At 38.3% G+C, this 25632-nt stretch carries 20 protein-coding genes; 13 read left to right on the forward strand and 7 right to left on the reverse strand.

Features of this window, described 5'->3' with window-relative positions:
* The first annotated feature begins 93 nt into the window (after positions 1–93).
* From MSI_RS08075 to MSI_RS08085, 3 genes are read left to right on the forward strand one after another with little or no spacing between them, the layout of a single operon-like run.
* Positions 94–2256, forward strand: coding sequence for an HD domain-containing phosphohydrolase (locus MSI_RS08075; protein WP_369759194.1), 2163 nt, complete (start codon positions 94–96; stop codon positions 2254–2256).
* 36 nt (positions 2257–2292) lie between these two features.
* Entirely contained in the window at positions 2293–6312 is a 4020-nt protein-coding gene (locus MSI_RS08080) for an ATP-binding protein (protein ID WP_009105657.1), read from the forward strand.
* Positions 6313–8586, forward strand: coding sequence for an HD domain-containing phosphohydrolase (locus tag MSI_RS08085; RefSeq protein WP_009105658.1), 2274 nt, complete (start codon positions 6313–6315; stop codon positions 8584–8586).
* 87 nt (positions 8587–8673) lie between these two features.
* Here the strand turns inward: MSI_RS08085 and MSI_RS08090 are convergent, their stop codons facing one another.
* From MSI_RS08090 to MSI_RS08105, 4 genes are all read right to left on the reverse strand, one after another.
* On the reverse strand, positions 8674–9501 hold the full coding sequence (locus tag MSI_RS08090) for a hypothetical protein (RefSeq protein WP_009105660.1): 828 nt from the start codon (positions 9499–9501) through the stop codon (positions 8674–8676).
* A gap of 1 nt (position 9502) precedes the next feature.
* Entirely contained in the window at positions 9503–9739 is a 237-nt protein-coding gene (locus MSI_RS08095; RefSeq protein ID WP_009105662.1) for a type II toxin-antitoxin system MqsA family antitoxin, read from the reverse strand.
* Complete coding sequence (locus MSI_RS08100; protein ID WP_009105665.1) at positions 9736–10056, reverse strand: DUF4258 domain-containing protein; 321 nt, start codon at positions 10054–10056, stop codon at positions 9736–9738. Before MSI_RS08100 ends, MSI_RS08095 begins: the two co-directional genes overlap by 4 nt.
* A gap of 87 nt (positions 10057–10143) precedes the next feature.
* On the reverse strand, positions 10144–10461 hold the full coding sequence (locus tag MSI_RS08105; protein ID WP_009105666.1) for a helix-turn-helix domain-containing protein: 318 nt from the start codon (positions 10459–10461) through the stop codon (positions 10144–10146).
* A gap of 144 nt (positions 10462–10605) precedes the next feature.
* Here MSI_RS08105 and MSI_RS08110 point away from each other — a divergent pair, with 144 nt between their 5' ends.
* From MSI_RS08110 to MSI_RS08135, 6 genes are all read left to right on the forward strand, one after another.
* Positions 10606–11934: a hypothetical protein gene (locus tag MSI_RS08110; RefSeq protein WP_009105669.1), complete on the forward strand. Its 1329-nt coding sequence runs from the start codon at positions 10606–10608 to the stop codon at positions 11932–11934.
* A 167-nt stretch (positions 11935–12101) separates the two neighbouring features.
* Positions 12102–13517 carry an argininosuccinate lyase gene (gene argH / locus MSI_RS08115; protein ID WP_009105671.1) on the forward strand — a complete coding sequence of 472 codons (1416 nt, stop codon included), beginning with the start codon at positions 12102–12104 and terminating at the stop codon, positions 13515–13517.
* A 34-nt stretch (positions 13518–13551) separates the two neighbouring features.
* Positions 13552–14355 carry an amino acid ABC transporter substrate-binding protein gene (locus MSI_RS08120; protein ID WP_009105673.1) on the forward strand — a complete coding sequence of 268 codons (804 nt, stop codon included), beginning with the start codon at positions 13552–13554 and terminating at the stop codon, positions 14353–14355.
* A 17-nt stretch (positions 14356–14372) separates the two neighbouring features.
* Complete coding sequence (locus MSI_RS08125; protein ID WP_009105675.1) at positions 14373–15050, forward strand: amino acid ABC transporter permease; 678 nt, start codon at positions 14373–14375, stop codon at positions 15048–15050.
* A 38-nt stretch (positions 15051–15088) separates the two neighbouring features.
* Positions 15089–15847, forward strand: a complete 759-nt coding sequence (locus MSI_RS08130) for an amino acid ABC transporter ATP-binding protein (protein ID WP_009105677.1) — start codon at positions 15089–15091, stop codon at positions 15845–15847.
* 74 nt (positions 15848–15921) lie between these two features.
* Complete coding sequence (locus MSI_RS08135; RefSeq protein WP_009105679.1) at positions 15922–17190, forward strand: acyltransferase family protein; 1269 nt, start codon at positions 15922–15924, stop codon at positions 17188–17190.
* Between the two features lie 19 nt (positions 17191–17209).
* On the opposite strand, the gene MSI_RS14010 is transcribed toward MSI_RS08135, so the two are convergent.
* The 3 genes from MSI_RS14010 to MSI_RS08150 are packed head-to-tail and all read right to left on the reverse strand — an operon-like array spanning position 17210 to position 19727.
* Positions 17210–18034 (reverse strand): FecR domain-containing protein, encoded by an 825-nt coding sequence (locus MSI_RS14010; RefSeq protein ID WP_009105681.1) that lies wholly within the window; start codon positions 18032–18034, stop codon positions 17210–17212.
* 23 nt (positions 18035–18057) lie between these two features.
* Complete coding sequence (locus MSI_RS08145; RefSeq protein ID WP_009105683.1) at positions 18058–19254, reverse strand: hypothetical protein; 1197 nt, start codon at positions 19252–19254, stop codon at positions 18058–18060.
* Positions 19251–19727: a hypothetical protein gene (locus tag MSI_RS08150; RefSeq protein WP_009105685.1), complete on the reverse strand. Its 477-nt coding sequence runs from the start codon at positions 19725–19727 to the stop codon at positions 19251–19253. The genes MSI_RS08145 and MSI_RS08150 overlap by 4 nt, the downstream gene beginning before the upstream one ends.
* 53 nt (positions 19728–19780) lie before the next feature.
* Here MSI_RS08150 and MSI_RS08155 point away from each other — a divergent pair, with 53 nt between their 5' ends.
* The 4 genes from MSI_RS08155 to hslU are packed head-to-tail and all read left to right on the forward strand — an operon-like array spanning position 19781 to position 25502.
* Positions 19781–22576 (forward strand): CHASE2 domain-containing protein, encoded by a 2796-nt coding sequence (locus MSI_RS08155; RefSeq protein ID WP_009105687.1) that lies wholly within the window; start codon positions 19781–19783, stop codon positions 22574–22576.
* Positions 22577–22620: 44 nt separating this feature from the next.
* Complete coding sequence (locus MSI_RS08160; protein ID WP_009105689.1) at positions 22621–23526, forward strand: tyrosine-type recombinase/integrase; 906 nt, start codon at positions 22621–22623, stop codon at positions 23524–23526.
* 51 nt (positions 23527–23577) lie between these two features.
* A complete protein-coding gene (gene hslV, locus MSI_RS08165; protein WP_009105692.1) occupies positions 23578–24123 on the forward strand; it encodes an ATP-dependent protease subunit HslV in 546 nt (181 codons plus the stop codon).
* An 8-nt stretch (positions 24124–24131) separates the two neighbouring features.
* Entirely contained in the window at positions 24132–25502 is a 1371-nt protein-coding gene (gene hslU / locus MSI_RS08170; RefSeq protein ID WP_009105693.1) for an ATP-dependent protease ATPase subunit HslU, read from the forward strand.
* The last annotated feature ends 130 nt before the right edge of the window (positions 25503–25632 follow it).

A 25632-nucleotide genomic window follows, 5' to 3' on the forward strand; every position in this document is an offset into this window, starting at 1 on the left:
GGGGGCAGCTTTTTTTTACCAAAATTTTCCATTAAATTTTATTATGTATACTTTTTATCTCGTGTTATAATTGTCATTAGACCTTTATATCAGGTGGATAAATTGGGGACAGCATCTAACAATAAAGCAATTCATAAAAATATAAACAGCGGGCTGAGGGGATTTTTTCTTGCTCTTGCAGGAATTTGTCTTAACGTTGTTTTTTCATATTTTATGAATAAATTGGGATTACCTTTATTCTTTGACTCAATCGGAACTATAACAGTTGCTGTAGTCAGCGGTCTGCTCTTTACAGGAATTCTTACTGCGGTTGTTTCAAGCGTTATATGTTCCTTTTTTTATCCAGCTTCAATCTATTTTGCCTTTTTTAATGCCCTTATTGCAATTTTTGTAGTCTGGTTTGTAAAAAATTATTCTTTCAAAAAAATTGAAAAAACACTGCTTTTTGCATTTGTCCTTGTTTTTGTTTCATCCTTTTGTAATTCTCTTGTTCAGTTTTATATTTTTGGTGATTCTCAGCTTTCTCTTGTTGCTCAGAATGCACGTTCTTTTTCTTCAGCGGTAAATCTTTCTTATTTACCATCTTTTTGTCTTGTTAATTTTTTAATTTCGCTTCTTGACAAGGGCTTTTCTCTTGTTTTTGCACTTATTATTTCAAATTTCATACCAAAGGGCTTTATTGATTCTCTTAGAAAAGGTGCATGGAAACAGAGACCTCTTGATGATTCAGAATTAAAATCAATAAAAAGCTGGAGCCGTGATATAAAAACTTCCATAAGAGTTCGTAATACTCTGACTCTTGTTATAACTTCAACGGTTCTTGTTCTAGTGATGGGCTGGATTGGAGTCAATCTTTATTTTGACAGTATTAAAAGTGTAAGAACTGAAACTGCAAAAAACTGTGTAAGATTTGCGGCCGAAGCAATTAATCCTGCCAAAGTTGATGATTTTATAAAATACGGAAAGCTTCTGCCGGAATACGAAAATACTGCAAGAGTTCTGAAGAATATTCAGAGTGTTTCCAGCGGTATTAAATATCTTTATGTTGTCAGAATTGAAGCTGATGGCTGCCGTTTTATTTTTGATAATTCGGAAGATGAATTTGACGCTTATAAACCCGGGCAGCTGGTTCCTTTTGACGAGGATTTTGAGCAGTATATTCCTGACCTTTTGGCTGGTAACGAGATTGAACCTGTTGAAAATCACACAATCTTCGGCTGGATGCTTACTGTTTACTATCCTGTTTTTGATTCTGTTGGAAGATGCGTCTGTTATGTCGGAGCAGATATTTCCCTGGATTATATGGCTGAATATATGGGAAAATTTATGCTTCGCGTAATGATGATTATGGCAGGCTTTTTCCTCCTTATTATTGCCTATGCGATTTTGACTACTGGTGTTTATACCTCGTATCCGATAAGTACGATTGCCGCCTGTGTAGACAGTTTTGCTCACGCCGGGGAAGATCAGGAAAAACTTGATGAAAACGTAAAAACAATCCGCTCGCTTGATATTCATACCGGAGATGAAGTTGAAAAGCTTTATAAATCTATCTGCCGAATGACGCTTAACCAGGCTGAACAGATGCGTGATATCATGCGGCTTTCTGATTCTACATTGAAGATGCAGGATGGTCTTATCATCACTATGGCGGATATGGTAGAAAGCCGCGACTCAGATACAGGTGCCCATGTTCAGAAAACTTCTGCTTATGTAAAAATCATTGTTGAAGGACTTAAAAAGAAGGGCTATTACGCACAGAAAATCACCCCGAAATTCATGTCGGATGTTGTCCGCTCGGCACCTTTACATGATGTTGGAAAAATTAATATCCCGGACGGCGTTTTGAACAAGCCTGGAAAGCTAACTGATGAAGAATTTGCAATTATGAAAACTCATACAACTGCGGGAAAGCATATTCTGGAAAATGCAATCAGTACGGTTCAGGGAGAAAGTTATCTTAAGGAAGCCAGAAATATGGCGGCCTACCACCATGAACGCTGGGACGGAAAGGGCTATCCGGAAGGACTTCACGGAGAGGTAATTCCTCTTTCTGCCCGTATTATGGCGGTTGCAGATGTATTTGATGCCCTTGCTTCTCCCCGCGTTTATAAACCTGCCTTCCCGCTTGAAAAAGCGCTTGCAATTTTACAGGAAGGAGCTGGAACTCAGTTTGATCCAAAATGTGTTGAAGTATTTATGGATGCGCTTCCTGAAGTTAAGATGATTTTGAAAAAATATAGCAGTGGTGTTTAGTTTTTTTTGTCAGGACGGAGGTCTTTTTTACTGAGTATGAATAAGCGAAGATTTTTTGCAAACCTGATTTCTCTTTCTTTTGCCTTTCTTTTCCTGGCTATGCCAGCCTTTGCCCAGCACAGTAATAAAATAGGGGGAGGCTACGCTGCTACAGGTCAGATTGAAAAGGTGAGTTTTACTTCTGAAATCTATGATGCTACAAACGGACTTCCAACTTCTGATGCAAATTTTATTTTAGGTGCAAAAAACGGTTACGTTTGGGTTTGCGGCTACAGCGGTGTTTTTCGTTATAATGGTAGTACATTTGAAAGACTTCCAACTTATTTTGGTTTAACAAGCGGGCGCGGACTTTTTGAAGACAGTCGTGGAAGGGTCTGGGTTGCAACAAATGATAATGGTGTTGTCGTTTTGTATGATGGTAAATCGCGACATTACACTTACAGGGACGGTCTTCCTTCTTCATCAATAAGAATTTTTGCGGAAGACAATAATGAAAATGTTTTTATTGGAACTACAGCCGGCATTTCCTATATAAATAAAAATGGCCAGCTCTTTACAATTTATGATGAGCGCATAAATGATCAGAGGGTGCTGAAGCTTTCTACAGATTATAACGGCAGGATTTACGGTCAGACAAAAAATGGTCTTGTATTTGCTATTGATAACTGTGTAGTTACAGAGGTTTATTCAAGTGAAGAACTTGAAATGGAAAAAATTACAAGTCTGATGCATGACCCTCTTAATCCCGGAAAGATTTATCTTTGTACACAGGGAAGTTCCATCTATTATGGTGAATTCGGTAAAAAGGCTTCCCAGATGAAAAAAATAGATGTTGCCCCGCTTTCTAATATTCACTGGATAAGTTTTGACTGTGGTCGAATCTGGCTTTCGTCTACTTCGATGATTGGCTATCTTGATGAAAAGAACAACTTCTGCCAGTTAAAAAATATTCCCATGAACAGCGCCATTGAAATGACGACCTCGGATTATCAGGGAAATATCTGGGCTTGTTCCGCAACCCAGGGTGTAATGAAGCTTGTTACAAATAATTTTGTAAATTTAAGTAATGCGGCAGGACTTGAAAAGGAGACTACAAATGCCGTTTATCTGCATAATTCTTTAATTTATGTAGGAACTGATAATGGACTTAGAATTATTGATGAAAATGGAAGAAGCCTGACTAATAAGCTTACGGACTTTGTCGGAGATTCCAGAATCCGTTGTATATATGAAGATAAAGCTAACAATCTCTGGCTTGCTTCATACACAAATCATAAGGGACTCATCTGTTATGGCTCTGATGGAAAAATAACTTCCTTCACAACAAAAAATGGCATGCCAAGTAATCAGGTGCGATGTATTTCCGAAAGTAAAAACGGCGAAATACTTGTGGGAACAAATGGCGGCCTTGTAGTTATAAAGGACGGAAAAATAATAAGAAAAGTCGGCTCTGAAGACGGAATTAAAAATACAGAATTTCTGACTGTCAGCGAAGGTTTTGACGGAAATGTTTATGCAGGAAGTGACGGTGATGGTATTTATGTAATCGGAAAGTCTTCAATAAAGCGGATTGGCCGAGAAGAAGGCCTTACAAGTGATGTCGTTATGCGAATAAAAAAGGATGAATCGCATGGCGTACTCTGGCTTATAACTTCAAATTCAGTTCAGTATATAAAGGGTGGAATTGTAAAGAATATTACAACCTTCCCTTATAACAATAATTATGACCTTTATTTTAATGACAAAGAGGAAAGCTGGATTCTTTCTTCTTATGGTATTTTTAATGTTAACGTAGCGGATCTTCTTGCTGATAGTGTACATGAATACCGCCATTATACCATTTCCAATGGACTTCCTTGTGCCATAACAAGTAACTCCTTCAGTGCCCTGTCCGACGATGGAACTCTTTATATTGCGGGGCGTGAAGGGGTAATCCGGGTTAATATCAATCATTATTTTGACAGAAACTCTCAGATAAAAGTTGATTTGAATTCTGTATATTGTGATGATAAAAAGATTTTTGAACATCAGGATGGAGGCTATGTTCTTCCGGCTACAAAGGGACGAATTAAACTTACGCCTTCTGTAATGGATTATACGATGGCAAATCCTTTTGTCCGTGTTTTCCTTGAAGGTTCTGGTGAAAGCGGAATTACAGTTCCAAGAAATGAACTTACATCTCTGGAATATACCTCACTTTCTTATGGAAATTATACCTTCCACATTCAGGTGCTTGATAATAATAAGAAAGACGTTCTTCTTGACCGCAGCTTTAAACTCTTTAAAAGACCTAGAATAACAGAACTTTTTATCTTCAGACTTCTTTTCCTTTGTGTGCTTTTGCTTTTCGGCGGCTTTATTGTATGGCGTGTTATGAAATCAACAGTAGTTACCCGCCAGTATGAGGAAATCCGTCTGGCAAAGGATGAGGCAGACCGGGCAAATACTGCAAAATCCCGCTTCCTTTCAAATATGTCTAAGGATATTCTGGGGCCTATTAATACGATTATGGCCATGAATGAGATGATTTTGCGGGAAGATGCAAGAAATGTTCCAAAATCCTATTTTCTTTCAATCATTAATTATGCATTTGATATAAAATCTTCATCAGATTCTCTTTTGACGCTTGTAAATGACCTTCTTGAAATGACAAAAATTGAAACAGGTAGTCTTCAGCTTGTTCAGCAGGAATACGATGTAAAAAACTTCCTTTCTGCCATTGTTTCATTAGTTAGGGTTAAGGCTGTCGAAAAGGCAATTAAGTTTGAAATAATTGTAGATGAAATGATTCCAAAGCGCCTTTACGGAGATGTGGGAAAAATAAGACAGATTGTAATGAAGCTTCTCTTAAATGCCGTAAGATTTACAAATGAAGGCGGAGTTGAGTTAAAGCTGACAATGGAAAGCCGAAATAATGATATCTGCGGTCTTTGCTTTTCTGTAAAGGATACGGGCATTGGAATTGAGCAGGAAGAAGTAGAAAGTCTTTTTGGTTCATATGATGCAAAAGAAAATCTGCATAATCAGGGCCATATGGCAGGACTTGGCCTTATTATTTCAAGAAGATTTGCTGAGCTTATGGGAGGTGTTCTGGTTTGTCAGAGTACTCCTGGTGAAGGTTCAGAATTTATCTTCTCTCTTGAGCAGAAAATTGTTGATTCAAGTCCTATTGGAAGTTTTTCAGAAGAAGAAAAAGCTACTGTAAGAGGACTTTATCTTCCTCAGTTTATTGCGCCTGATGCAGATGTACTTGTCGTTGAAGATAATCCTATGATACTTAGTGTTATAAGAGAACTATTAAAGGCAACAAAAGTTTTTGTAACTACAGCTGAATCTTGCGAAGACTGTCTTGCTAAAATAAAAAATACTTCCTTCAATGTAGTATTCGTGAATAACTCTATGTCTGGAATGGACGGAGAGGAAATGATAGACAAAATCCGTTCTGTTTCCGAAGATCTTCCTGTTTATGCCCTTACCGAAAATACAAGTTACGGCGAGGAATATTATAAGGAGAAGGGATTTACAGGTTATATTACCGTTCCTTTTTCTTTTGATGTTCTTGAACGTACGATTATGCGTCATCTGCCACAAGCAATGATGGCTTTACCTTCTAAAAATGAAACTATAGATGTGCTTTCAGAAATGCCTGAGGAGCTTTCCTGGATTTATAAGGTAGAAGGAATTTCAGTTCAGAATGGAATTGCAAATGCTGGTGGAATAGGTTCTTATATTTTTGCACTAAAACTTTTTTATGACACAATTGATGATACTTCAAAAGGCATTGATCAGGCCTACCAGAGCGGAGACTTTGCCCGCTTTAGTGTAAAAATAAGAATATTAAAAACGTCAGCAAGAATTATTGCTGCCCTTCCATTAATGGAGTTTGCTGCAAAGTTTGAAGAAGCCTGTCTTAAAGATGACAGAATTTTTATTGCCGCAAATATAAATAAACTTTTGGAAATGCACAGGTCATTCAAAGAAAAATTGAGCGGCTTTGCTGCAAATTCCGGGGCTGATGAAGCGGTGGTAGGTGGCTCAGGGCAGGGGGATAAATAGATGTTTGATTTTATCAGAACTTATCAACTGGATATAATGCTTTTTCTCTGCGCAACCAGCACTATAATGGGTGTGCTCCTTCTTATAACGCACTTTCTTCCTGGAAGACGAAAATGGATTTTAATTGGAATGGAAACGATTGCAACCATTCTTCTGGGCTTTGATAGACTTGCCTATGTTTATTCAGGAAACCTGGGTTCTCTTGGCTACGTTATGGTGCGTCTTTCAAATTTTCTAGTCTTTTTTATGACTTCAGGAATTGTATTCTGCTTTAATCTTTATATTTCTGATTTAATTGAATCTAAAGTTGGCAAGGAATTTTCTTCTATAAGATTAAAGCTTGTAGGACTTGCGACAATTCTTGGAATGCTTCTTGCAGTTCTGACAGTTTTTACGGGGCTCTATTATTATTTTGATTCTCACAATTATTATCACAGGGGAAGGGGCTTCCTTCTTGCTTATGTTATTCCTGTTCTGGGACCACTGGTTCAGTTTACTGTAGTTCATAAATACAGAAAAGTTATAAGCCGCTTTATTTATATTGCCCTTTTGCTTTATATCTTTGTGCCTATTGCTATGGGAATTGTGCAGATTTTTGCTTACGGAATTTCCATTGTTAATATGGCCATGGTTCTGGTTTCTGTTTCCCTCTATATATTTACTTATCTTGATATTAATGATGAAGTCCAAAATGCGCATCATATGGAAATGGAAGTCCTTATTGAAGAACAGAAGAACATGAAAACTGTTTTTTCTCAGGCTGCGGATGCTTTTGTTGAAACTCTGGAAAGCGGTAATGAATTTTATAAGGGACATTCAAAAGCTGTTGCTGAAACCGCGTTAAAAATTGCAAAAGAATGTGGAAAAAATGAGCGGTTTTGTAATGAAGTTTATTATACAGCCCTTCTTCATAATGCAGGTCTTACTTCGCTGCCAGAAAATCTTATAAATAAGGTAGAGGATGTTACTGAAGAAGAAGAAAAAATGATTAAAAATCTTCCGGTTTCCAGTGCAAAAATCCTATCAAAAATTTCTGCCTTTCCTTATTTGAGTAAAAATGCCCGTTATGTTTATGAGCGCTATGATGGAAAAGGCTATCCTGAAGGTTTGAAAGGAGAGTCAATCCCTGAAGTTGCAAGAATTGTTGCCGTTGCGGAAGAATATGCAACTGTAACAAGCAGAAATAAATACCGCAATTCAATTCCTATTGCTCTTGTACGCGAAGAATTTGTTAAGGAAGGCGGGCTGCGCTTTGATCCTGCTTTCTCAAGTGCCATGGTACGTCTTATGGATTCTGACACAAAAGAACATAAAAATGACAGCAATGAAAGTCTGGAAAACGAACTGGTATGCGGACAATATCGTGATAAGGTTTCAACTGGTATACCTGTTTTCAATAATTATGTGGATATTTCCTTTAAATGCAGAGCCGGCTCAGAGGAAGGTAAATTTTCTTTACCGTCTATCATTCTTTACGATTCCTTTGACCGCCATGTTTATAACAGTCAGAAGCTTATAGAAGCCTATCATTATCTTGAGTATGGAGAAGTATGGTTTGATGGCCATGTTATTTCTACCAGTGCAAGAAATATGAAGGTTAGTGTAACAGAAAAAGAAGCTGCAGAAGGTCAGGAGGATTTTTATAAAATTTCTGCCGCACGCTTTGAAGACCATCTTATTCTTAAAATGGAAAGTCCTGTAAAGAGTGTAGAGGTAATTATTGCCCTTCCTGATGTTTCAAAGGCCTCTTATATTTCTTTGACGGGGGAAAACTGTACTCTTTCTGATATTAAAATGGAAGTAAAAGCCGAAAAGGTTAATGAAAAATCTATTCCTAGAATTGCAGAGCCAATCAGCTATATCAATCATATTGAATCGGATGTGCCTAACATTCAGATTAATACTCCTTGTGCAGAATATACTCAGGGACTTGAAATAAACGATGGTATGACCCTCTGCTTCCATACAATGACTCTGCCAGAAGCAAATCTTGTTTGGCACTGTCCTTATGTTCTTCTTTATTACTCTGAAGACGGAAAGGTGGGTGGAAAGGATTACCGGCAGTATGCATTTTTCAAGTTGAACGGAGAAGATAACGGTTCAAATGAATATGCAGAAAATAATTTTTCTATGCATCACAGTGAAAATTTTGATAACTGGAAAAAATGGAATGATTTAAATAAGGCCGGTTATGAATGCAAGATTGAATTTACAAAAAAGGTAACCGGATTGCCCTTAAGACAGAAAATGTCGGAATCGCAATTGAAAATATAACTAAAATCCTGGATCTAAAGGATAATGTTTATGTTGCCCTGACAGGAGATCAGTGCGCGCTGACAGATATAAGGATTTTTTAATCTTCTATATAATTTCAGCAAGTTTTAAACCGCACAAATATTTAATGCGTTCTTCGTGCTTCATATTCTTAAAGTCTGGGCTCTTTGACCACTTTTCAAAATATACAGCTGCGGAACTTGCTGCTTTTTTCAGCACTTGGAAAAGTTCCGGGGAACAGTCTGGAATATAGCAGGCAAGCCGGCTTCCTTCCTTTCCTTTTATGCCCATAAAATATTCAAAATATTCTGCCTTGTATTCTCCAAAGGCAGAATAGAGCCCGAAAAAGTCTGCAATCAGTTCATCGTGAAGATGATTTTGAGAGCAGCCGAAAAAACGTTTTGTGTAGTAGTGAGTACATTCATGTTCCAGCCTGATTGTCATTGACTTTATCTGCCAGTCTTCCTCAGAAAGTCCCAGAGTTTTTGCAGTAACGTTACTGTAGGGTTTTGCTGAAAGAATTATAAATCGCGTTGTCTTTCCAAAAACAAAGGCTGCTCCTGTTGCAGAAAGATTTTGCGGACGTACGCCCTTGTGAAGCAGGTTTGTAACAAGATTTTCAAAATCTTCAGTATTTTTTATTTTTATGACAGGAATTTCTCCTGCGCAGGAAGGGTAGATTTCTGCACTGATATTTTGCTCATCCTTAAAATCAAGTGGCAGCTGGGGAATCAGCATTGAATTTATTGCCTTTTCCGCCCCCTTAGCCTTTACCTGGCCTACAAAATTTCTCCAGAAATCAAGAAAAGATAAGTCATCTCCGGGCTGTGGATTAAAATTTTCAAAATGATTCTTGAGGTAATTCGAAAAAATTGCCTTGTCCTGATCGTTTAGGGTAGAGATATCTATATTCATCTTATGCGGCAGTTTTTGAAGATTCAAAATCAATGACAGAAAACTGTTGCATTTGTTTTTTTGCTAAGGCAATAATGTTTTCCAGTTGTTTTACAACATCTCCGGTAAAGTGGATTTCATCACAAACTTCACATTTGTAACAGGGAATATTTCTGATTACAAGTACTCCATTTCCAAGTTCAATTGCCTCTGTTGTTGTGCTTTTATATGTTTCGTTTCCGCATCTAATACATTTCATTTTTTAGCCTCCTTTCGAGTCTTAAAATCTGCTTCCCATTTATCCTTTTGTGGGATATAAGCAGTTATCAAATATATTTTGTCTTCGTTCATGCTTACAACGATATGAATGTACGTATCCTGAACAGATAATCCTAATATAAGACAACTTGGAAAAGGAAAATCATCAGGATATTGTTCAATAATATCGCCGTTATTTATTGCATTCATTACATCATCAATTGTAATGCCCCGTTCATTTAATCGTAATTGTCCATGCAGAGTTATGATAATGTTTTCACTTTTGTTGATTTTTCTAAAATCTTCAATTGTGTACAATGAATACTCCTTATTTTATTGCATTCATTTTAACACATTGTTTTAGGATTTTAAAATAATAAATTTAATTGAACAAAGGAAGAAAGTCTATTCGTTTTTGATAACCGAACAAAGCTTTATATTTTCTTTTACTACTTCTGTTAGTGATGAGATTAATTTTTCTTGAAGGGAATTGGTATCAATTAATAAAAGGCTTTGTTTATCAAACAGATCAAGAGTATCTACGTTTAGGGCATTAGCTATCTTTTCAAGCATTTGGAGTGACGGAAAGTTTTTACCAACTTCGATTAACGCAATGTAATTTGGTGCGGTTCCAGCTTTTTCTGCTAAGGCTGCCTGAGATAATCCTTCTTTTTTGCGAAAAAGTTTCATGTTTGAAGCAAGACATTTTTGTAAATTATTCATCTGCTTTTTATTACCTATGCATTAACTATACTTTTAAATATTTTTATATAACTAACAGATATTGACAATAAAACAATAGGTATGCGAAAATTAAAATATACTTAAATATCAGTTATGTAAATTTTTATTTGTTTGGGGGTATCTATGAATTTTAAAATGAATTATTTATTCAGAGTATTTATTTTGGTTCTGTTTGTATCGTGTGCAAATGGATCTTCAGATTCTGGCAGTCAATCCTCTAATTATGAGCGACAAAATCTAGCAAATTTTCATGTTGCAAACTGGTCAAAATACACAGCAATAGGTGCTGGCATAGAAAAACATTCTTCTTCCCGTGCTGTAATTTCTATAGAGCCTGTTTCTCGACTTGTTGGTATAACAGAAGATGGAATATATGAAACTGTAACCTTTAATGATGAAGAAGGAAATCTTGTTGAACAAAAAATGAATCTTGCCGGATTTAAAGCTTTTAAAAAATTTACTTTTATTGCTTTTTCTTTTGAAGATGTTAAAGAAATTGGTGCATTTAATAACAGAGGACCTAATACTCCAGATTATGTTTTGTATAATCCGACAGGTAAGATTTATTCATTGGATATGTTTGAAGATATAAATTTATTTACACACAGTGTTTATGATGAAAGTGAAAATGAATTTTTCTTTTATGGTAGAACAAAGAATGATAATAGTAGTGAATCATGGATATATGAATTATCTGTGGAGAATGAAAAATTAGCCGTAAGAAAACGTATTGATACTGAAAAGATAAATGGTTGGCGTATGCTTGCTGCTGATCGATTCGGAAATTTATATTCATATACGAATAATTGGGATTTTTTTAATTATATTTTAACAAAAGAAGGAGAGTTGAAAACTCTAGATGGTGGTTTTTATAAGGGAATGAATAATATAGTTTATGAATTGCAGATGAATGAATGGAATCATCCTGAGGGGTATAAGTCAAATTGGATTAATAATGAAGGCATTTTAGAACCTGCAAGTTTTATACCTGAAAATTATTTTTATAATGGTATTTCATATACTGATGCAGAAACTTATAAAACCAGAATCTTAAAAAAAGAAAACTATTCTTATTATGTTGATTGGCCAACTGAGGGAATGAAAATTATTGAAATCGCTTTTTTGGATGATGAAGGAATAAGTTATAGTTATAAAGAAGTTTTATTACCTTTTGCCACAGGCACATACTTAGTTGCTAATGAAAGGCTCTATTTTTTGGACAATGATAAAATATTTTATGTTGATATAAAAAAAATGGATGGTGTAAAGCATACTATAACCTCTGCTTATTTCTTTAAAACTATTACTGCAGATAAACTTGGAAATATATATTTTACAGGAGTGGATTCAAAATTAAATGATATTACAGGAAAAATAGATATAAGCGATAATGTTGAGGTAACCACAACTGAAACTTCATTTGAAATCATTTATTTAAATCCTGTTAATTAAACTTCAAACTAGAAAAGCAGGCGTTGCGGGCGGCGTCTGAGCCCGCAGAGAGGGTAGCGGAAGACCGCTTGCGGGCTGAAGCGAGGGAGAGTCTTCTCCCTCCTTTTTTATTATTATTTAAGATATTCACTTTTATTAAAGACGCGTTTTCATTATAATTTATATATATGACTCAGCACGGAACAATGACTAAGGATAACCATGCTGCTTTGTGGCATGGACGTTTTGAAGAGGGGCCGGACGCACAGGCGGTGGCTTTTGAGACTTCCATTCATGTTGATGAGCGGATGGCCTTTGATGATATTCGCGGAAGTATTGCACATGCAAAAATGCTTGCTCATGTCGGGCTGATTTCAAAAGATGAGGCTGACCAGATTGTAAGCGGACTTGAAGGCATTAAGGCAGATTTAGAAAGCGGAAAACTTTCTGTTGATTATTCTGCGGAAGATATTCATTCCTTTATTGAAGCAACTCTTACAGACCGCATTGGTGAGGCCGGCAAAAAGGTTCACACAGGACGCAGCCGTAACGATCAGATTGCCCTTGATGAGCGACTTTATTTGCGCCGTACAATCCCGGAAATTCAGAATGCGCTTCTTACTTTAATTGATGCGCTGACACAGATTGCTTCTCAGCATAAAAATTCTCTTATTCCGGGTTTTACTCACATGCAGCATGCCCAGCCGGTAACTCTTGCTCATCACGTTTGTGCCTGGAGCTGGATGCTGGTTCGTGACTGGCAGCGTCTGGAAGATTCCCTTAAACGAATCTGCATTTCTCCAATTGGTTCCTGCGCTTTAGCTGGCAGCGGACTTCCGCTTGACCGCGCTTTTGAAGCAGAGCAGCTTGGTTTTGACAAGGTTACTCAGAACTCTCTTGATTCAGTTTCTGACCGCGACTACTGTATTGAAACAGCTTCTAATTTGAGCCTTATTCAGATGCACCTTAGCCGCTTTTGCGAGGAAGTGGTACTCTGGTCTACCGTTGAGTTTGGCTTTATTGATTTGAGCGAAAAATGGTCTACGGGCTCTTCAATCATGCCGCAGAAAAAAAATCCTGATTTTGCAGAATTAATCCGCGGACGTACAGGAAAGGTTTACGGTGATTTATTTGCCCTTATGACTATGATGAAGGCGCTTCCTTTGGCTTATGACCGCGACATGCAGGAAGATAAGGAACCGCTTTTTGATTCAATTGATACTGTTCTTTCTTGTATTAAGGTCTTTACCTACATGATTTCTACTGCAAAGTGGAATACCAAGGTAATGGCTGATGCATGCGAAGGCGGCTTCCTGAATGCAACAGATGTTGCAGACTATCTTGTTCGTAAGGGAATGCCATTCAGAACTGCTCACGGAGTTTCTGCCCGTGCGGTTCGCATTGCAATTGAAAAAAACTGCCGTCTGGAAGATCTTCCGATTGCAACCTATAAAGAATGTTCAGAACTTATTGATGAGGATATTTATTCTTTCATCACTTCTAAGGCTTGTGTTGAGGCCCGTAAAACAATCGGCGGTCCTAGCGCAGAGAGGGTAGAAGTGCAGATTTCTGAACTGAAAGAATTTATTAAAAATGTAAAATAAGCGTGTAAACGCGAAAAAAAATAGAGGTGGATTTATGAAAAAAATTACTGGTCTTGTACTTGCATGTGCAGCTGTACTCAGTCTTGCAGGATGTAAAAAAAAGGTTTCTAATGGAAATGCTGTTGACGCTTTGAAAGCACGCGGAACTTTTGTTCTTGGTCTTGATGACTCTTTCCCTCCGCTTGGCTTCCGCGATAATGATACAAACGAAATTACAGGTTATGATATTGACCTTGCTAAAGAAGTTGCAAAACGTCTTGGCGTAGAATTTAAAGCTCAGCCTATTGACTGGGATGCTAAGGAAATGGAGCTTGAAACTGGTAAAATTGACTGTATCTGGAACGGCTTTACAATCACAGAAGAAAGAAAGGCTGCTTTGAGCTTTACAGAAGCTTACCTCAATAACGAGCAGGTGCTTGTAGTTCGCGCAGACAGCGGAATTAAATCTCTTGAAGATATGAAAGGAAAAATTCTTGGTCTTCAGAGCGGTTCAAGTGCACAGGAAGCTGTAGATGACAATCCTTCTTTTGCAGCTCTTATTGGAAAAACAATTTTCTTCAAAGATAATATCACAGCTTTGAATGACCTGGACATCGGCGGTATTGATGCTGTTGTAATGGACAGTGTTGTGGCTAACTATTCTATTGCTCAGACTAAAAAGCCTTTTGTTGTAGTTGAACAGGCACTTGCAAACGAAGGTTACGGTGTTGGTTTCAGAAAGAATGAACCAGAACTTCGTGACAAGGTTTGGGAAATCCTTAAAGAAATGACTGCTGACGGAACTGTTGCTGCTATTTCTAACAAATGGTTTGGTAAAAACATTTCTGTAATCAAATAAAAATTCTGGTTGGTCTGATGTCTCCTAAATATGTTAAAATGCTTTATGCGATGTTTGACGGATCTCTTACATCGCTTGAAGTATTCTTTCTTACACTGATTTTTTCAATTCCTCTGGCTCTGCCTATTGCTTTGGGCAGAATGAGTAAAGATAAGGTTCTTTCTGCAATCGTAAATGTTTTCCTTCTGATAATTCGCGGAACCCCGCTTATGCTTCAGCTTCTGGTTGTTTACTTTGGACCGGGACTCTTCGTGCGCTGGCTTGTTTCTAAGGGATACGACGTTTCTTTCAGATGGGACAGATTTACGGCGGCTATTATCGCTCTTAGCGTAAACTACGCTGCCTACTTTGCAGAAATCTATCGTGGTGGAATTGAATCTATTCCAAAAGGCCAGTATGAAGCGGCAAAGGTTTTAGGCTATACCCGTGCCCAGACTTTTTTCCGCATCGTTTTGCCTCAGCTGATTAAACGCATTGTTCCTGCAATGGGTAACGAAGTTATCACCCTTGTAAAGGACACAGCCCTTGTCAGCGTAATTGGTGTAAGTGAACTTTTGATGGTTGCAAAGGAGCGTCAGGGCGCATTATTCTCTTTTGTGCCTCTTTTTATTGCCGGTCTTTTCTACTTTATTATGAACTGGTTTGTTTCTTTTGCCTTTGCGCGTCTTGAAAAGAAACTCAGTTATTATAACTGATAAAGAAGGCTGGCAGAAAAACTAAAAAGGGGCGTAAAATGGAAAATCAGGAAATTATAAAAGTAGAAAATCTAAAAAAATCCTTTGGTGAAAATGAAATCATTAAAGGTATTTCTTTTTCTGTAAAAAAAGGCGAAGTTCTTGGAATTATCGGACCTTCTGGAAGCGGAAAGTCTACAATTCTCCGCTGTATTTCCCAGCTGGAAAATGTTAGCGGCGGAAGTATTAGCATTTGCGGACTTCCTCTTGTAAGCGACGGCACCTATTCAGATAAAAAACTCCGCCATGAAATCACCTTAAAAAGCGGACTTGTATTCCAGAACTTTAATCTTTTTCCTCATTATTCAGTTTTGCAGAATGTTATGGAGCCTCAGATCCGCGTTCTAAAAAGAAGTAAACAGGAAGCAAAAGATAAGGCTGTTGAAATCCTTGAACGCATTGGGCTTGGACATCGTCTCAATAATTACCCATGTGAACTTTCCGGCGGTCAGCAGCAGCGGGTTTCTATTGCCCGAGCCCTTGCCATGGAGCCTCAGGTGCTTCTTTTTGATGAGCCTACTTCTGCCCTTGACCCTGAGCTTACCGGCGAAATCTTAGCCGTAATTAAGGAGCTTGCTGCGGAAAAAATGACTATGGTTGTAGTTACCCACGAAATGGCATTTGCCCGTGATATTTCTACCGAAATTATTTTCATGGACGGCGGTCTTATTGTAGAGCAGGGTAAACCTGAAGATGTAATCAATAATCCTAAAACTGAGCGTACAAAGGCCTTCCTTTCCCGCTTCAGTAACGTATAACTTAAAATTATTTTCCAAAGTACTTTAAGCATGATATCATTTTAAAATAATTAAAAATCTATGCTGGAGTACTTATGCTTACTTCTTACGTTATCTACGCGCTGTGTGTCCTTTTACTTATCTGGGGCGGAAAATTTGCCGGCTTCAAAAAAAATCAATTTCATGAAGATTCCTCTTCACTTGAAGTAACAAAAGCTTTGAGGGGATTTGCCGCAATTGGTGTAATCATTCATCATATTTCACTTGAACAGGCCTTTCAAAAAGCCAACGGAAGCGGTATTCCTGGGGAACTCTCCTTGTTTTTAAATGCAGGCTACCGCTGTGTTGCAATTTTCTTTTTCTGCTCGGGCTACGGGCTAATCAAAAGTTTACAACTGAAACCTGATTACCTTAAATCTTTTATGAGGAAACGCGTCGTAAACTCCATGATTATTCCCTATTATGTGAGTATTGTCATTTACGCTCTTTTCCGATTTGCAATGGGAGAAAGACTGGCTCTTCCGGTCTGGCTCTTAAATTTTTCCGGTTTTACCATGATGAATAATTATGCCTGGTATCCGGTTGTTGCCGTAATTGTTTACATTACTTTCTACCTGACCTTTAGCCGTATAAAAAATCAGAAGGTCTGCTTTACCATAATGGCAGCCGTAATTCTTCTTATGGGAGTAATTTTTTGCCTGAACGGTCATTTTGTCTGGTGGACAGGTGAGAAAAACTGGTGGCTGGACTGGAATAATGAACTTCATAAAAAGTGGTGGTCTGGTCATAATTTGTGGTGGTTTTCCGGCGAATGGTGGGTAAATTCTGTACCGGCTCTTTTAGTTGGAATGCTTTATGCCCGCTTTGAAAAAGAAATCCGCAACTGGTTTCAAAAACTTTACTGGCTGAAGCTTTTCTGTGTTCTTGTCCTTATGCTGGGCTTTTACCTTCTTACAGGCTTTGCCCTTACAAAATTCGGTTACTGGACTGAATACAGCGGACAGGGTGAGGGAACCTTAAATAAACTGATTACTTATTTTCTACAGATTCCAGAATCTATGTGGCTTTGTGTAACGCTCTTTGTAATCATGCAGAAATATTATGTTATTAACCCTGTTGCAAAATTCTTTGGAAATCTTTCTTTTGAAACTTACATGATGAATTTGATTGCAATTACAGTCTGCAGAGTGCTTTTATACACAAAAGAAACTTATAAAATGCAGTTTGGAATGCTGCCTTATTACTGGGCAGGCAGAATAAATCTTCTTCTTTATGCTGCCTGTGTTTTTGCCCTTTCGGTAATACTTGGTATAACTTACAGAATTATTTATAGAAAGTTTTACTTTAAGGAAAAGACTTTGTAATTCTGTAAGCTTTAATGGATTAATGCTTGAAAATCGGAATAATAATTACAGTTCCGCTTGTTGCCTGGTCTTTACCAGAATCAGAGGTTGTAGTTCCTGCCGCTGCAGAAAGTGCTGCTAGACCGTTTTCGCTTACTGAATCTCCTGTTGCTGCTGTATATCCGCCGACAGAAGTATTATTTGTAACCATGCTTACCTGAGTTGAAACAACGCGGCCTGAAAATTCATCAGTTTCTGTTGACTGTCCTTCGTAAACAGGAACTCCGCCGCTTTCTCCACTTACGTTTGCAGTTGATGAAAAAATACTTGTTGCCCGCTTTAGTGGAAGGGTAGCGGTAACAGTATCATCAGGCGCTACTTCTGCAGTAGTTGATGTTGATTTTGTAGTTGCAACCATTCCTTCATCACTTTCTACAAGACCTGTTGCGGCATAAACTGTTGGAATTGTACCTCGTACAGAAGCGGTAGAAACAGGAGAGCGGATTTTAAAATCCATTCGTTTGTTTTCAGAATGTTTTACATTTGCAGTAAGTTTTCCTGTATCAATAAAGAGAGAGGTCTGCTCTTTTACTTCATTTTCTGCAAGTTTTTCTACCGTCATTCGGGTTAATGCCCCAAGTGTAACTACAGACTCTTTTATTGATAAAACTGCCTGCGAGTTAAAGCCGGTAGAAATGATATCTCCTCTAGAGAGAGTTTCTCCTTCTGCCAGAGCTTTCCAGCTTTCTCCTTTTAGAACTTCAACTTTTCCTGTAATTGAAATAACCTTTGCTGTCATAGCCTGTGCTGAAAGTGAAAAGGCAAGTCCTGTTGAAATAATTAATAATGTTAATAATTTTTTCATAATTTCCTCTCTTATGTAATTTATTAGAATGCAAGCGTTGCTGTAAGTGTAAAGGTTCCTTTTGAAGCTTTTTCTTCTTTTGCAAAGAACTGGCTGATGCTTGCATTGATATTAAAATCACTAAAAAGTTGAAGGTTTGCATTAAGGCCTGCTTCTGTACCCTTGTATTTGATTTCTGAATCAGGATAGTCAAATACTGCATTACCTGAAGCAGCAAGCAGAAGCTGCTTAACAGGTTTTATAGAAAGGGAAAGACCACCTTTTACAAGGCTTGTGTATTCAGGCTCATCAATAGAGTTTACTGCTGTCTGACTTGTAAAGCCTCTGAAAGGTTTTAAGCCGTTCTGATCACCGGATGCATAAAGACCTGAAAGGCTTATAACCATAGATTTATAGCCCGGAAGCAGCATGAACGAAAGTTTTGTAAGGTTTGAAAGGTCTGAATCAAGCTGACTGCCAAAGGTTGTTGTAAGAACGTAACAAAGGTTCTTGTGAAGGAAGCCGTTTAAGCCTAATGTCCCCCAGATTCTATTGTAATCAGCAGAGCCTTTTTCAATTCCGTCAAAGCCTATGCTTGCAAGAAATTCTGCGCTTATAGTCTGGTTTGCAATAAAATATGGCAGTTCAAATTGTGCGCCAAAGTTTGCATAAGAGGCTGCACATTGCCAGCTTTTCTTTGAATCAAGATTATATTCAGAACCTGCTTTGTTGAGAATTGTAACATTCTGAGCATTTAAAAGGCCTGTATAATTTGCATAGGCCTTTGCGTAAAATCTTCGTAAATCAAGAGAAATGCTTAAACCGTCTGCCGGCTGAGAAAGAACAGTACCTGTTAAATCTGAAAAGAAAAATCTTCCTGCATTAAAAAGCATTGTATTTTGTTTTAAGTCGATGCGTTTTGTAAGGCGCAATACCTTTAAATCAGGAATTATTACATCGTTATCAGCAGAATCTGATTTTCCAAGCTCACGGCGGGTAGAACGGAATCTTGCATCTGCTTCAAAAGCAATGAAGGTTGTCGGGTCAATATTCTGCCTGAGCCAGAGGGTAAGAATTTCTTCCTGCTTTAAACTGAAATTTTTAAATTCATCATTTCCAGCTGCTATTGGACTACCAAGCTTTGTATAAGTTCCAAGGCTGCCGCCAAAATCAAGGGCGTGGAGGGAAATAAGGGAGGTAAAAATACCAGATATAATAAGTAGAAGTTTTTTATTTTTCATTTTGAAGCCTCCATTGTATAGCCGCAGGTATTGAGAATGTGTATCATCTGTTTTCCACTGACTATAGTATTTGGATCTGCGTCGTTTGAAACAACCTTCATTGCTTTTAGTTCACGCAAGGCATAGCGGGGACTTTTTGTAATTCTATACATAAGTCCTCCTTTTATCTTATAGGCCCTCAAACAAAGGCTGGCAAAATCTTTTATTTTTATTTCATCTTCTGCTGATGGAATAAGTCTTTCGCCTGTAGCAGAAGGCTTTTGACTGATATAGTCATTTTCAACAAGGATTTCAAAGGTCTCTTCATCTGTGTTGGTATCCTGAGCCAGACCTGTCTGAACTGCAATCAGCCAGCTTGCGTTACCGTAGTTTGCTTTTTCGGTGGCAATTAGTTCTGTGATTTTTTGAGCTGACTGGGCACTAAGGCAAAACCCTGCAGCGGCAAGTAAAATTGATAAAAAAAATCTTTTCATTTTTAAACATCCTTATATGTTAAAAAGTATAACATGGGTTTATAATTAATGCTATGAGAAAACTTTTGGAAATACTAAAAAAACAGGCAGAGTTTGTCATAATTATTCTTGCAGCCCTTATCAGCGTTTTGCTCTGGGCCGTCGGAGCCTACAGAAAAGTTGAGTATAAGGCTTATGATGCCATGCTGCCTTTTACAAAAGAAATAGATGAAGATAGTCCGATACTTCTTGTTGAAATTGATGATTTTGCCATAGAGCAGGTTGGTGACTGGCCCTGGACCCGTGATATTATGGGAAATGCCCTTCTTAGGATGAAGGAACTGGGGGCTGAACGCCTGGTATTCGATATTGAATATCTTTCTTCTTCAAGTCTTGCCTTAAATCAGAAAACCCTTGAAAAAATCAATCAGTATAATGATGTTAATTCTCTTGTTAATAATCTTGTAATTGATACGGATGATTATCTTTCCCGCTGCGTGCAGTTTTTTGGAAATTCCTGGCTTACTTTTAATATGCAGAATATGGGCCTTGAACGTAGTGAAGAGGCTCAGGATTATGCCCGTAAGCGCTTTGGACTTGATATTAAAGATGAAAAAGACCTTGTATTTGCCGGAAATGAAAAGGTGCGACATATGGAATATATTGCCAGCGGAATTAAGGTTGAAAAATATCTGACTCCGGCAGTTTCTCCAATTATAAATGCCGCAAAGGGAGCTGGTTTTACCAACTGTTTTGTAGACCTAGACGGTATTCGCCGAAGAATCCAGCTTCTTGAAAAAAATGAAGATTCATATATCGGGCAGCTTGTATTTGCGCCTCTTGTAAACCTTATGGATGTAAAAGAGATAGAAAGAACCCGCTCCCATATGATTTTAAAGGATGCCCTTCTTCCGGGGACAGATAAGCGTCATACAATCAGGATTCCTCTTGATGATGCCGGCTGTATGCTCATTAACTGGCTTCATTCTTCCTATAACGAAAGTTTTGGAGGAAAACTTGGAAATGTAAGGGAAAATCGTCATGAATCTTTAGCATTCTTGAATCAGCTGGATAGCATTGAAGATAATATAATAGATAATATTTCAGCCTTACTTGAACTTAGTTTTATAGATAAAGAAATTTATAGCAAGGCGATTGCCCTTTATGATTCATATTCTCAGATTTCTCAGGCTAAAAACTTTCTTCTTGCTGCCTGCAATGGTTATGAAGCAGACGGTAGCGCTGTTGAAGGTGGATTAAATCCCGACTTTACAGACCAGTATTTTTCAATGCGCAGGGATTTTTTTGCTTCTCTTTCTGATTTTACCCCGGAACTTTTATCTTATGGCGAGGAACTTTTCTTTAATCAGGATTCAGAACTTGGTCAGGAGAAAATAGCTTATTTATGCGAACTGATTTCTGCTCTTGATGATAATACTAAACTTTACAATTCATATATTTCTGAAATGAAGGAAAAATATGAGGGAGCTTTATGTCTTATCGGCTTTACGGCAAATGCCTCTACTGATTTTGGAATTACACCTTTTGACCGTATTTATGCAAATCTTGGTGTTCACGCCAATGTTGCAAATACAATTCTTCATGAAGACTTTATTACTCCTCTTTCTGAATTCTGGGGACTTTTATTTGCCTTTATTCTTGTTATCCTTGTTGTATTTTTAGTCCGAAAATGCACTCTTGCCCAGAAAATCACTTTCGGCCTGATTTATGTTTTTCTTGTAATTGCCCTGCTTGTTGTGCTCATGGTAGGCTTTAAGATTTTTATTCCTCTTGTAATGTCCTCTGTTTTTGTTCTTCTGAGTTTTATAGGAAATACCAGCTTTAATTTTATTCAGCTTGAAAAAGACCGTAGAACCCTGCGACGTGGATTTGATGCTTACGTTGCGCCGGAAGTTGTAAGCCAGATTGTAAAGAATCCTGATAAGCTTAAGCTCGGTGGTGATAACAAGCGTCTTACAGCCCTTTTCAGTGATGTAAGAAAATTTTCTGGCTTTACTGAATGTGTTAATCAGGAAGAAGGAGAAGAAAGGGGAGCTGTACGTCTGGTAGAAATATTGAACGGCTATCTTGGTGTGCTTAGTGATGCAATTATGGCTCAGCACGGAACAATTGATAAATATGTAGGAGATGAAATTGTTTCCTTCTTTGGAGCTCCTGTTGATGATCCGGAGAATGCCTATCATGCCTGCCTGGCAGGAATCAGAATGCGTCAGGCAGAGGCTTACTATAATCAGGAACATCAGGAGGACTTGCCTTTCCATCCAAAAACAGGAACACCTTTTCTTTTAAAATCCCGGGTTGGTTTGAATACCGGTGATATGGTTGTTGGAAATATGGGTACCCAGAAAAAACTCAACTATACGGTTATGGGAAATAACGTAAACCTTGCCAGCCGTCTGGAGGGAACAAACAAGGAATATGACAGCTGGATTATTGCAAGTGAATCTACCTGGCAAGATGCAAATAAGGGGGCTCATAAGGGGGAACTTATTGCCCGTCAGCTGGATTGTGTAAAGGTAGTAAACGTAGAAAAGCCTGTTCAGATTTACAGCATCATTGGTCTTAAAAATGAACTTTCATCTGCAGAAATTGAAGGCGCTGACATTTTTAACCGTGCAATGGAATTTTACCTGAAAGGCCGTGAAAATCCTGACCAGCCAAAAAATCCGGATGATTTCAGGGAAGCAATTAAGCTTTTTGAAGACTCATACAAATGCTTCCATATAGTTGACCCTCAAGATCCTGGCTTTATTTCTATGGAAAAAAAGATGATTGCCCGCTGTAATGAATTCCTGCAGAAGGGAATTCCAGGTCCTTGGGACGGCGTTTATACAATGACTACAAAATAGAAGTCAGCAGTAAAATCAGGCGGATTTTCTCCGATAATTACTGTATGAAACTTGCAGCTGCAATTGATGAATTTCTTCTCTATATCGCTTCGGTAAAAGGGCTTAGCGGAAATACTGTAACCGGATATAAAAACGATTATGCTCTTTTGCTGACTTTTCTGGGGCAGGAGAGGGAACTTAATGATATTGTGCGTGAAGATTTGAATGTCTGCATTGGAGAACTTTCAAAGCTTAAACGCAAAAGTACAAGTATCAACCGCTTTATTTCGTCGGTGCGGACTTTGTTTTCTTACTGCCATAAATTTAATTATATTTCTGTAAATCCTGCCTTGTCGCTGAAAACTGTAAAAATTTCTAAGCTGATGCCGCGTTTTATGACAGAATCAGAAGTTGATACTCTCTGTAATCTGCCGGAAAAAAATGAGCTTTTGTGGGAAAGCCGGGATAAGGCTTTGTTTGAAATGCTTTATTCTTCCGGCTGCCGTGTAAGTGAACTTGCTGCCCTTAAGATTTCTGATTTTAACGGCGGAATCGGGCGTGCCGTGGTAAGAGGTAAGGGAAATAAAGACAGAATTGTTTATTTTGGAGAGGCGGCTCAAAAAGCCTTTTTAGAATACCTGAAAGACAGAAAAAAAGTGATTGTGGAAAAAGGACTTGATCCTAAAGATGTTCAGAATGTTTTTGTAAATCAGAAGGGAAGTGCCCTTACAACCGGCGGTATTAGATATATTCTTTCCCGTTACACTGGAGTTGAAGGAACAAAGCATCATATAAATCCTCATGCCTTCCGTCATACTTTTGCAACCCAGCTGCTTTCTAACGGTTGTGATGTGCGTGTGGTTCAGGAGCTTTTGGGGCATTCAAGCATTTCTACAACCCAGCGTTATACTCACGTTACGACAGAAAAACTGATTGAAACTTATAGGAATGCACATCCTCACAACAGGTAATGGGGATTTTTTTTATTTGCCTACCGACCATGAAATCATTATATTTAAACTATGGGAAATAAGATTAAAATTAGAAGCACCACGATTCTTGCTGTACGCAGAAACGGACAGGTTGCTATGGCGGGTGACGGACAGTGTACTCTTGGCGAAACAGTATGCAAGGGTAATTCCCGCAAAGTCAGAAAAATTTACGACGGAAAGATTCTTACAGGCTTTGCAGGAAGTGTTGCAGATGCTTTTACACTGCTTGACCGCTTTGAAACTAAGGTAAAAGAATATAACGGTGATATTATGCGCTCGGCTGTTGAGCTTGCAAAAATGTGGCGAACAGACCGTATGCTGCAGAAGCTTGAGGCAATGCTCCTTGTTGCAGATAAGAACAAGATTCTTTTAATCAGCGGAGACGGTAATGTTATTGAACCTGAACATGATGCAATTGCAATCGGTTCGGGCGGAAACTATGCATATTCTGCGGCTCTTGCTTATCTTGATTCTTCTGATTTGAGCGCAAAGGAAATTGCAGAACGTTCTTTGAAAATTGCCGGCAGTATTTGTATTTACACAAACCAGAACCTGACAATTGAAACTCTTGAGTAGGATTATTTATGGAAGAAATCGAAAATAAGACAGAACTTACCCCAAAACAGATTGTAGAAAAACTTGATCAGTATATTATCGGGCAGAAAAAGGCTAAAAAGGCTGTGGCTGTTGCTCTTCGTAACCGCTTCCGCCGTCTTAAGCTTGCAGAAGAAATCCGCGACGAAGTTGCCCCAAAAAACATTTTGATGATTGGTCCTACAGGTGTTGGTAAAACTGAAATTGCCCGCCGTCTTGCAAAGCTTTGCGGGGCACCATTTTTGAAGGTTGAGGCTACAAAATATACAGAAGTCGGATACGTTGGGCGCGACGTTGAATCTATGATCCGAGATCTGATGGCTGTTGGCTATAATGACGTAAAGGCAGAGATGGAAGATCAGCTGCGCGAAAAATCAGTTTCTGTTGTAGAAGAAAAGCTTCTTGACCTGCTGGTTCCAGGCTCTGATACTCCTGATCAGAATCCTGAACAGAAGAAAATTGAAGAGGAAAGCGTAAAATCTACCCGAGAAAAGTTCCGCACTATGCTGCGAGAAGGAAAGCTTGAAGACCGCGAAGTTGATATGGTTGTTCACCGTCCTGCAGGCATGCCAAGCATGGAAATTATTGCCGGCGGTTCAATTGATGACCTTCAGAACAGCATGCAGGGTATTTTGAACATGATGAACGGTTCAGGACGAGGTAAAAAGCGTTCTGTTACAATCCGCGAGGCCCGTAAAATCCTTACAGAAGAAACTCTGGACAATATGATTGACCACGATAAGGTTGCAGATGAGGCAAAGCGTCGTGTAGAGCAGAGCGGAATCATCTTTATTGATGAAATTGATAAGATTGCCGTTCATGGTGAGTCGCACGGTCAGGATGTAAGCCGAGAAGGTGTTCAGCGCGATATTCTTCCTATTGTAGAAGGAAGTAACGTAAATACAAAAATGGGTGTTGTAGATACAACTCACATCCTCTTTATTGCTGCCGGTGCCTTCAGTGTTGCCGCTCCTAGCGATTTGATTCCTGAACTTCAGGGACGTTTCCCACTTCGTGTTGAACTTGAATCCCTTCATAAGGAAGATTTCAAGAAAATCCTTATGGAGCCTAAAAACTCCCTTATTAAACAGTACACAGCCCTTTTGGAAACTGAAGGCCTTAAACTTGAGTTCACTGAAGATGCCCTTGATAAGATGAGTTTTATTGCCGAGGACGTAAACTCTAAGGCAGAAAATATCGGTGCACGCCGTCTTCATACAATTATGGAAAAGGTGCTTGATGAAATTGCCTTTGACGCAGATGAGCACGCCGGCGAGACAATCACAATTGATGCAAAATACGTTGAAGAAAAACTCAACGACGTTGCATCAAGCGAAGACCTTTCAAGATATATCTTATAGATTATAGCCACAGATAAACACAGATAGGACACAGATGGTGATTTTTATCTGTGTTTATCTGCGTCCCATCTGTGGCTAATTTTTTTCTTAACTTTTCTTTTTTGATTCCGATGATGTAATCAAAGGATGT

The sequence above is a fragment of the Treponema sp. JC4 genome (assembly GCF_000260795.1).
GTDB lineage: Bacteria > Spirochaetota > Spirochaetia > Treponematales > Treponemataceae > Treponema_D.

What these genes read in the sequence shown, in the direction of transcription:
- MSI_RS08080 (WP_009105657.1), top strand. Translation starts at nt 2,293, where the DNA reads ATGAATAAGCGAAGATTTTTTGCAAACCTGATTTCTCTTTCTTTTGCC.
- MSI_RS08085 (WP_009105658.1), top strand. Translation starts at nt 6,313, where the DNA reads ATGTTTGATTTTATCAGAACTTATCAACTGGATATAATGCTTTTTCTC.
- MSI_RS08090 (WP_009105660.1), bottom strand. Translation starts at nt 9,501, where the DNA reads ATGAATATAGATATCTCTACCCTAAACGATCAGGACAAGGCAATTTTT.
- MSI_RS08095 (WP_009105662.1), bottom strand. Translation starts at nt 9,739, where the DNA reads ATGAAATGTATTAGATGCGGAAACGAAACATATAAAAGCACAACAACA.
- MSI_RS08105 (WP_009105666.1), bottom strand. Translation starts at nt 10,461, where the DNA reads ATGAATAATTTACAAAAATGTCTTGCTTCAAACATGAAACTTTTTCGC.
- MSI_RS08110 (WP_009105669.1), top strand. Translation starts at nt 10,606, where the DNA reads ATGAATTTTAAAATGAATTATTTATTCAGAGTATTTATTTTGGTTCTG.
- argH (WP_009105671.1), top strand. Translation starts at nt 12,102, where the DNA reads ATGACTCAGCACGGAACAATGACTAAGGATAACCATGCTGCTTTGTGG.
- MSI_RS08120 (WP_009105673.1), top strand. Translation starts at nt 13,552, where the DNA reads ATGAAAAAAATTACTGGTCTTGTACTTGCATGTGCAGCTGTACTCAGT.
- MSI_RS08125 (WP_009105675.1), top strand. Translation starts at nt 14,373, where the DNA reads ATGTCTCCTAAATATGTTAAAATGCTTTATGCGATGTTTGACGGATCT.
- MSI_RS08130 (WP_009105677.1), top strand. Translation starts at nt 15,089, where the DNA reads ATGGAAAATCAGGAAATTATAAAAGTAGAAAATCTAAAAAAATCCTTT.
- MSI_RS08135 (WP_009105679.1), top strand. Translation starts at nt 15,922, where the DNA reads ATGCTTACTTCTTACGTTATCTACGCGCTGTGTGTCCTTTTACTTATC.
- MSI_RS14010 (WP_009105681.1), bottom strand. Translation starts at nt 18,034, where the DNA reads ATGAAAAAATTATTAACATTATTAATTATTTCAACAGGACTTGCCTTT.
- MSI_RS08145 (WP_009105683.1), bottom strand. Translation starts at nt 19,254, where the DNA reads ATGAAAAATAAAAAACTTCTACTTATTATATCTGGTATTTTTACCTCC.
- MSI_RS08150 (WP_009105685.1), bottom strand. Translation starts at nt 19,727, where the DNA reads ATGAAAAGATTTTTTTTATCAATTTTACTTGCCGCTGCAGGGTTTTGC.
- MSI_RS08155 (WP_009105687.1), top strand. Translation starts at nt 19,781, where the DNA reads ATGAGAAAACTTTTGGAAATACTAAAAAAACAGGCAGAGTTTGTCATA.
- MSI_RS08160 (WP_009105689.1), top strand. Translation starts at nt 22,621, where the DNA reads ATGAAACTTGCAGCTGCAATTGATGAATTTCTTCTCTATATCGCTTCG.
- hslV (WP_009105692.1), top strand. Translation starts at nt 23,578, where the DNA reads ATGGGAAATAAGATTAAAATTAGAAGCACCACGATTCTTGCTGTACGC.
- hslU (WP_009105693.1), top strand. Translation starts at nt 24,132, where the DNA reads ATGGAAGAAATCGAAAATAAGACAGAACTTACCCCAAAACAGATTGTA.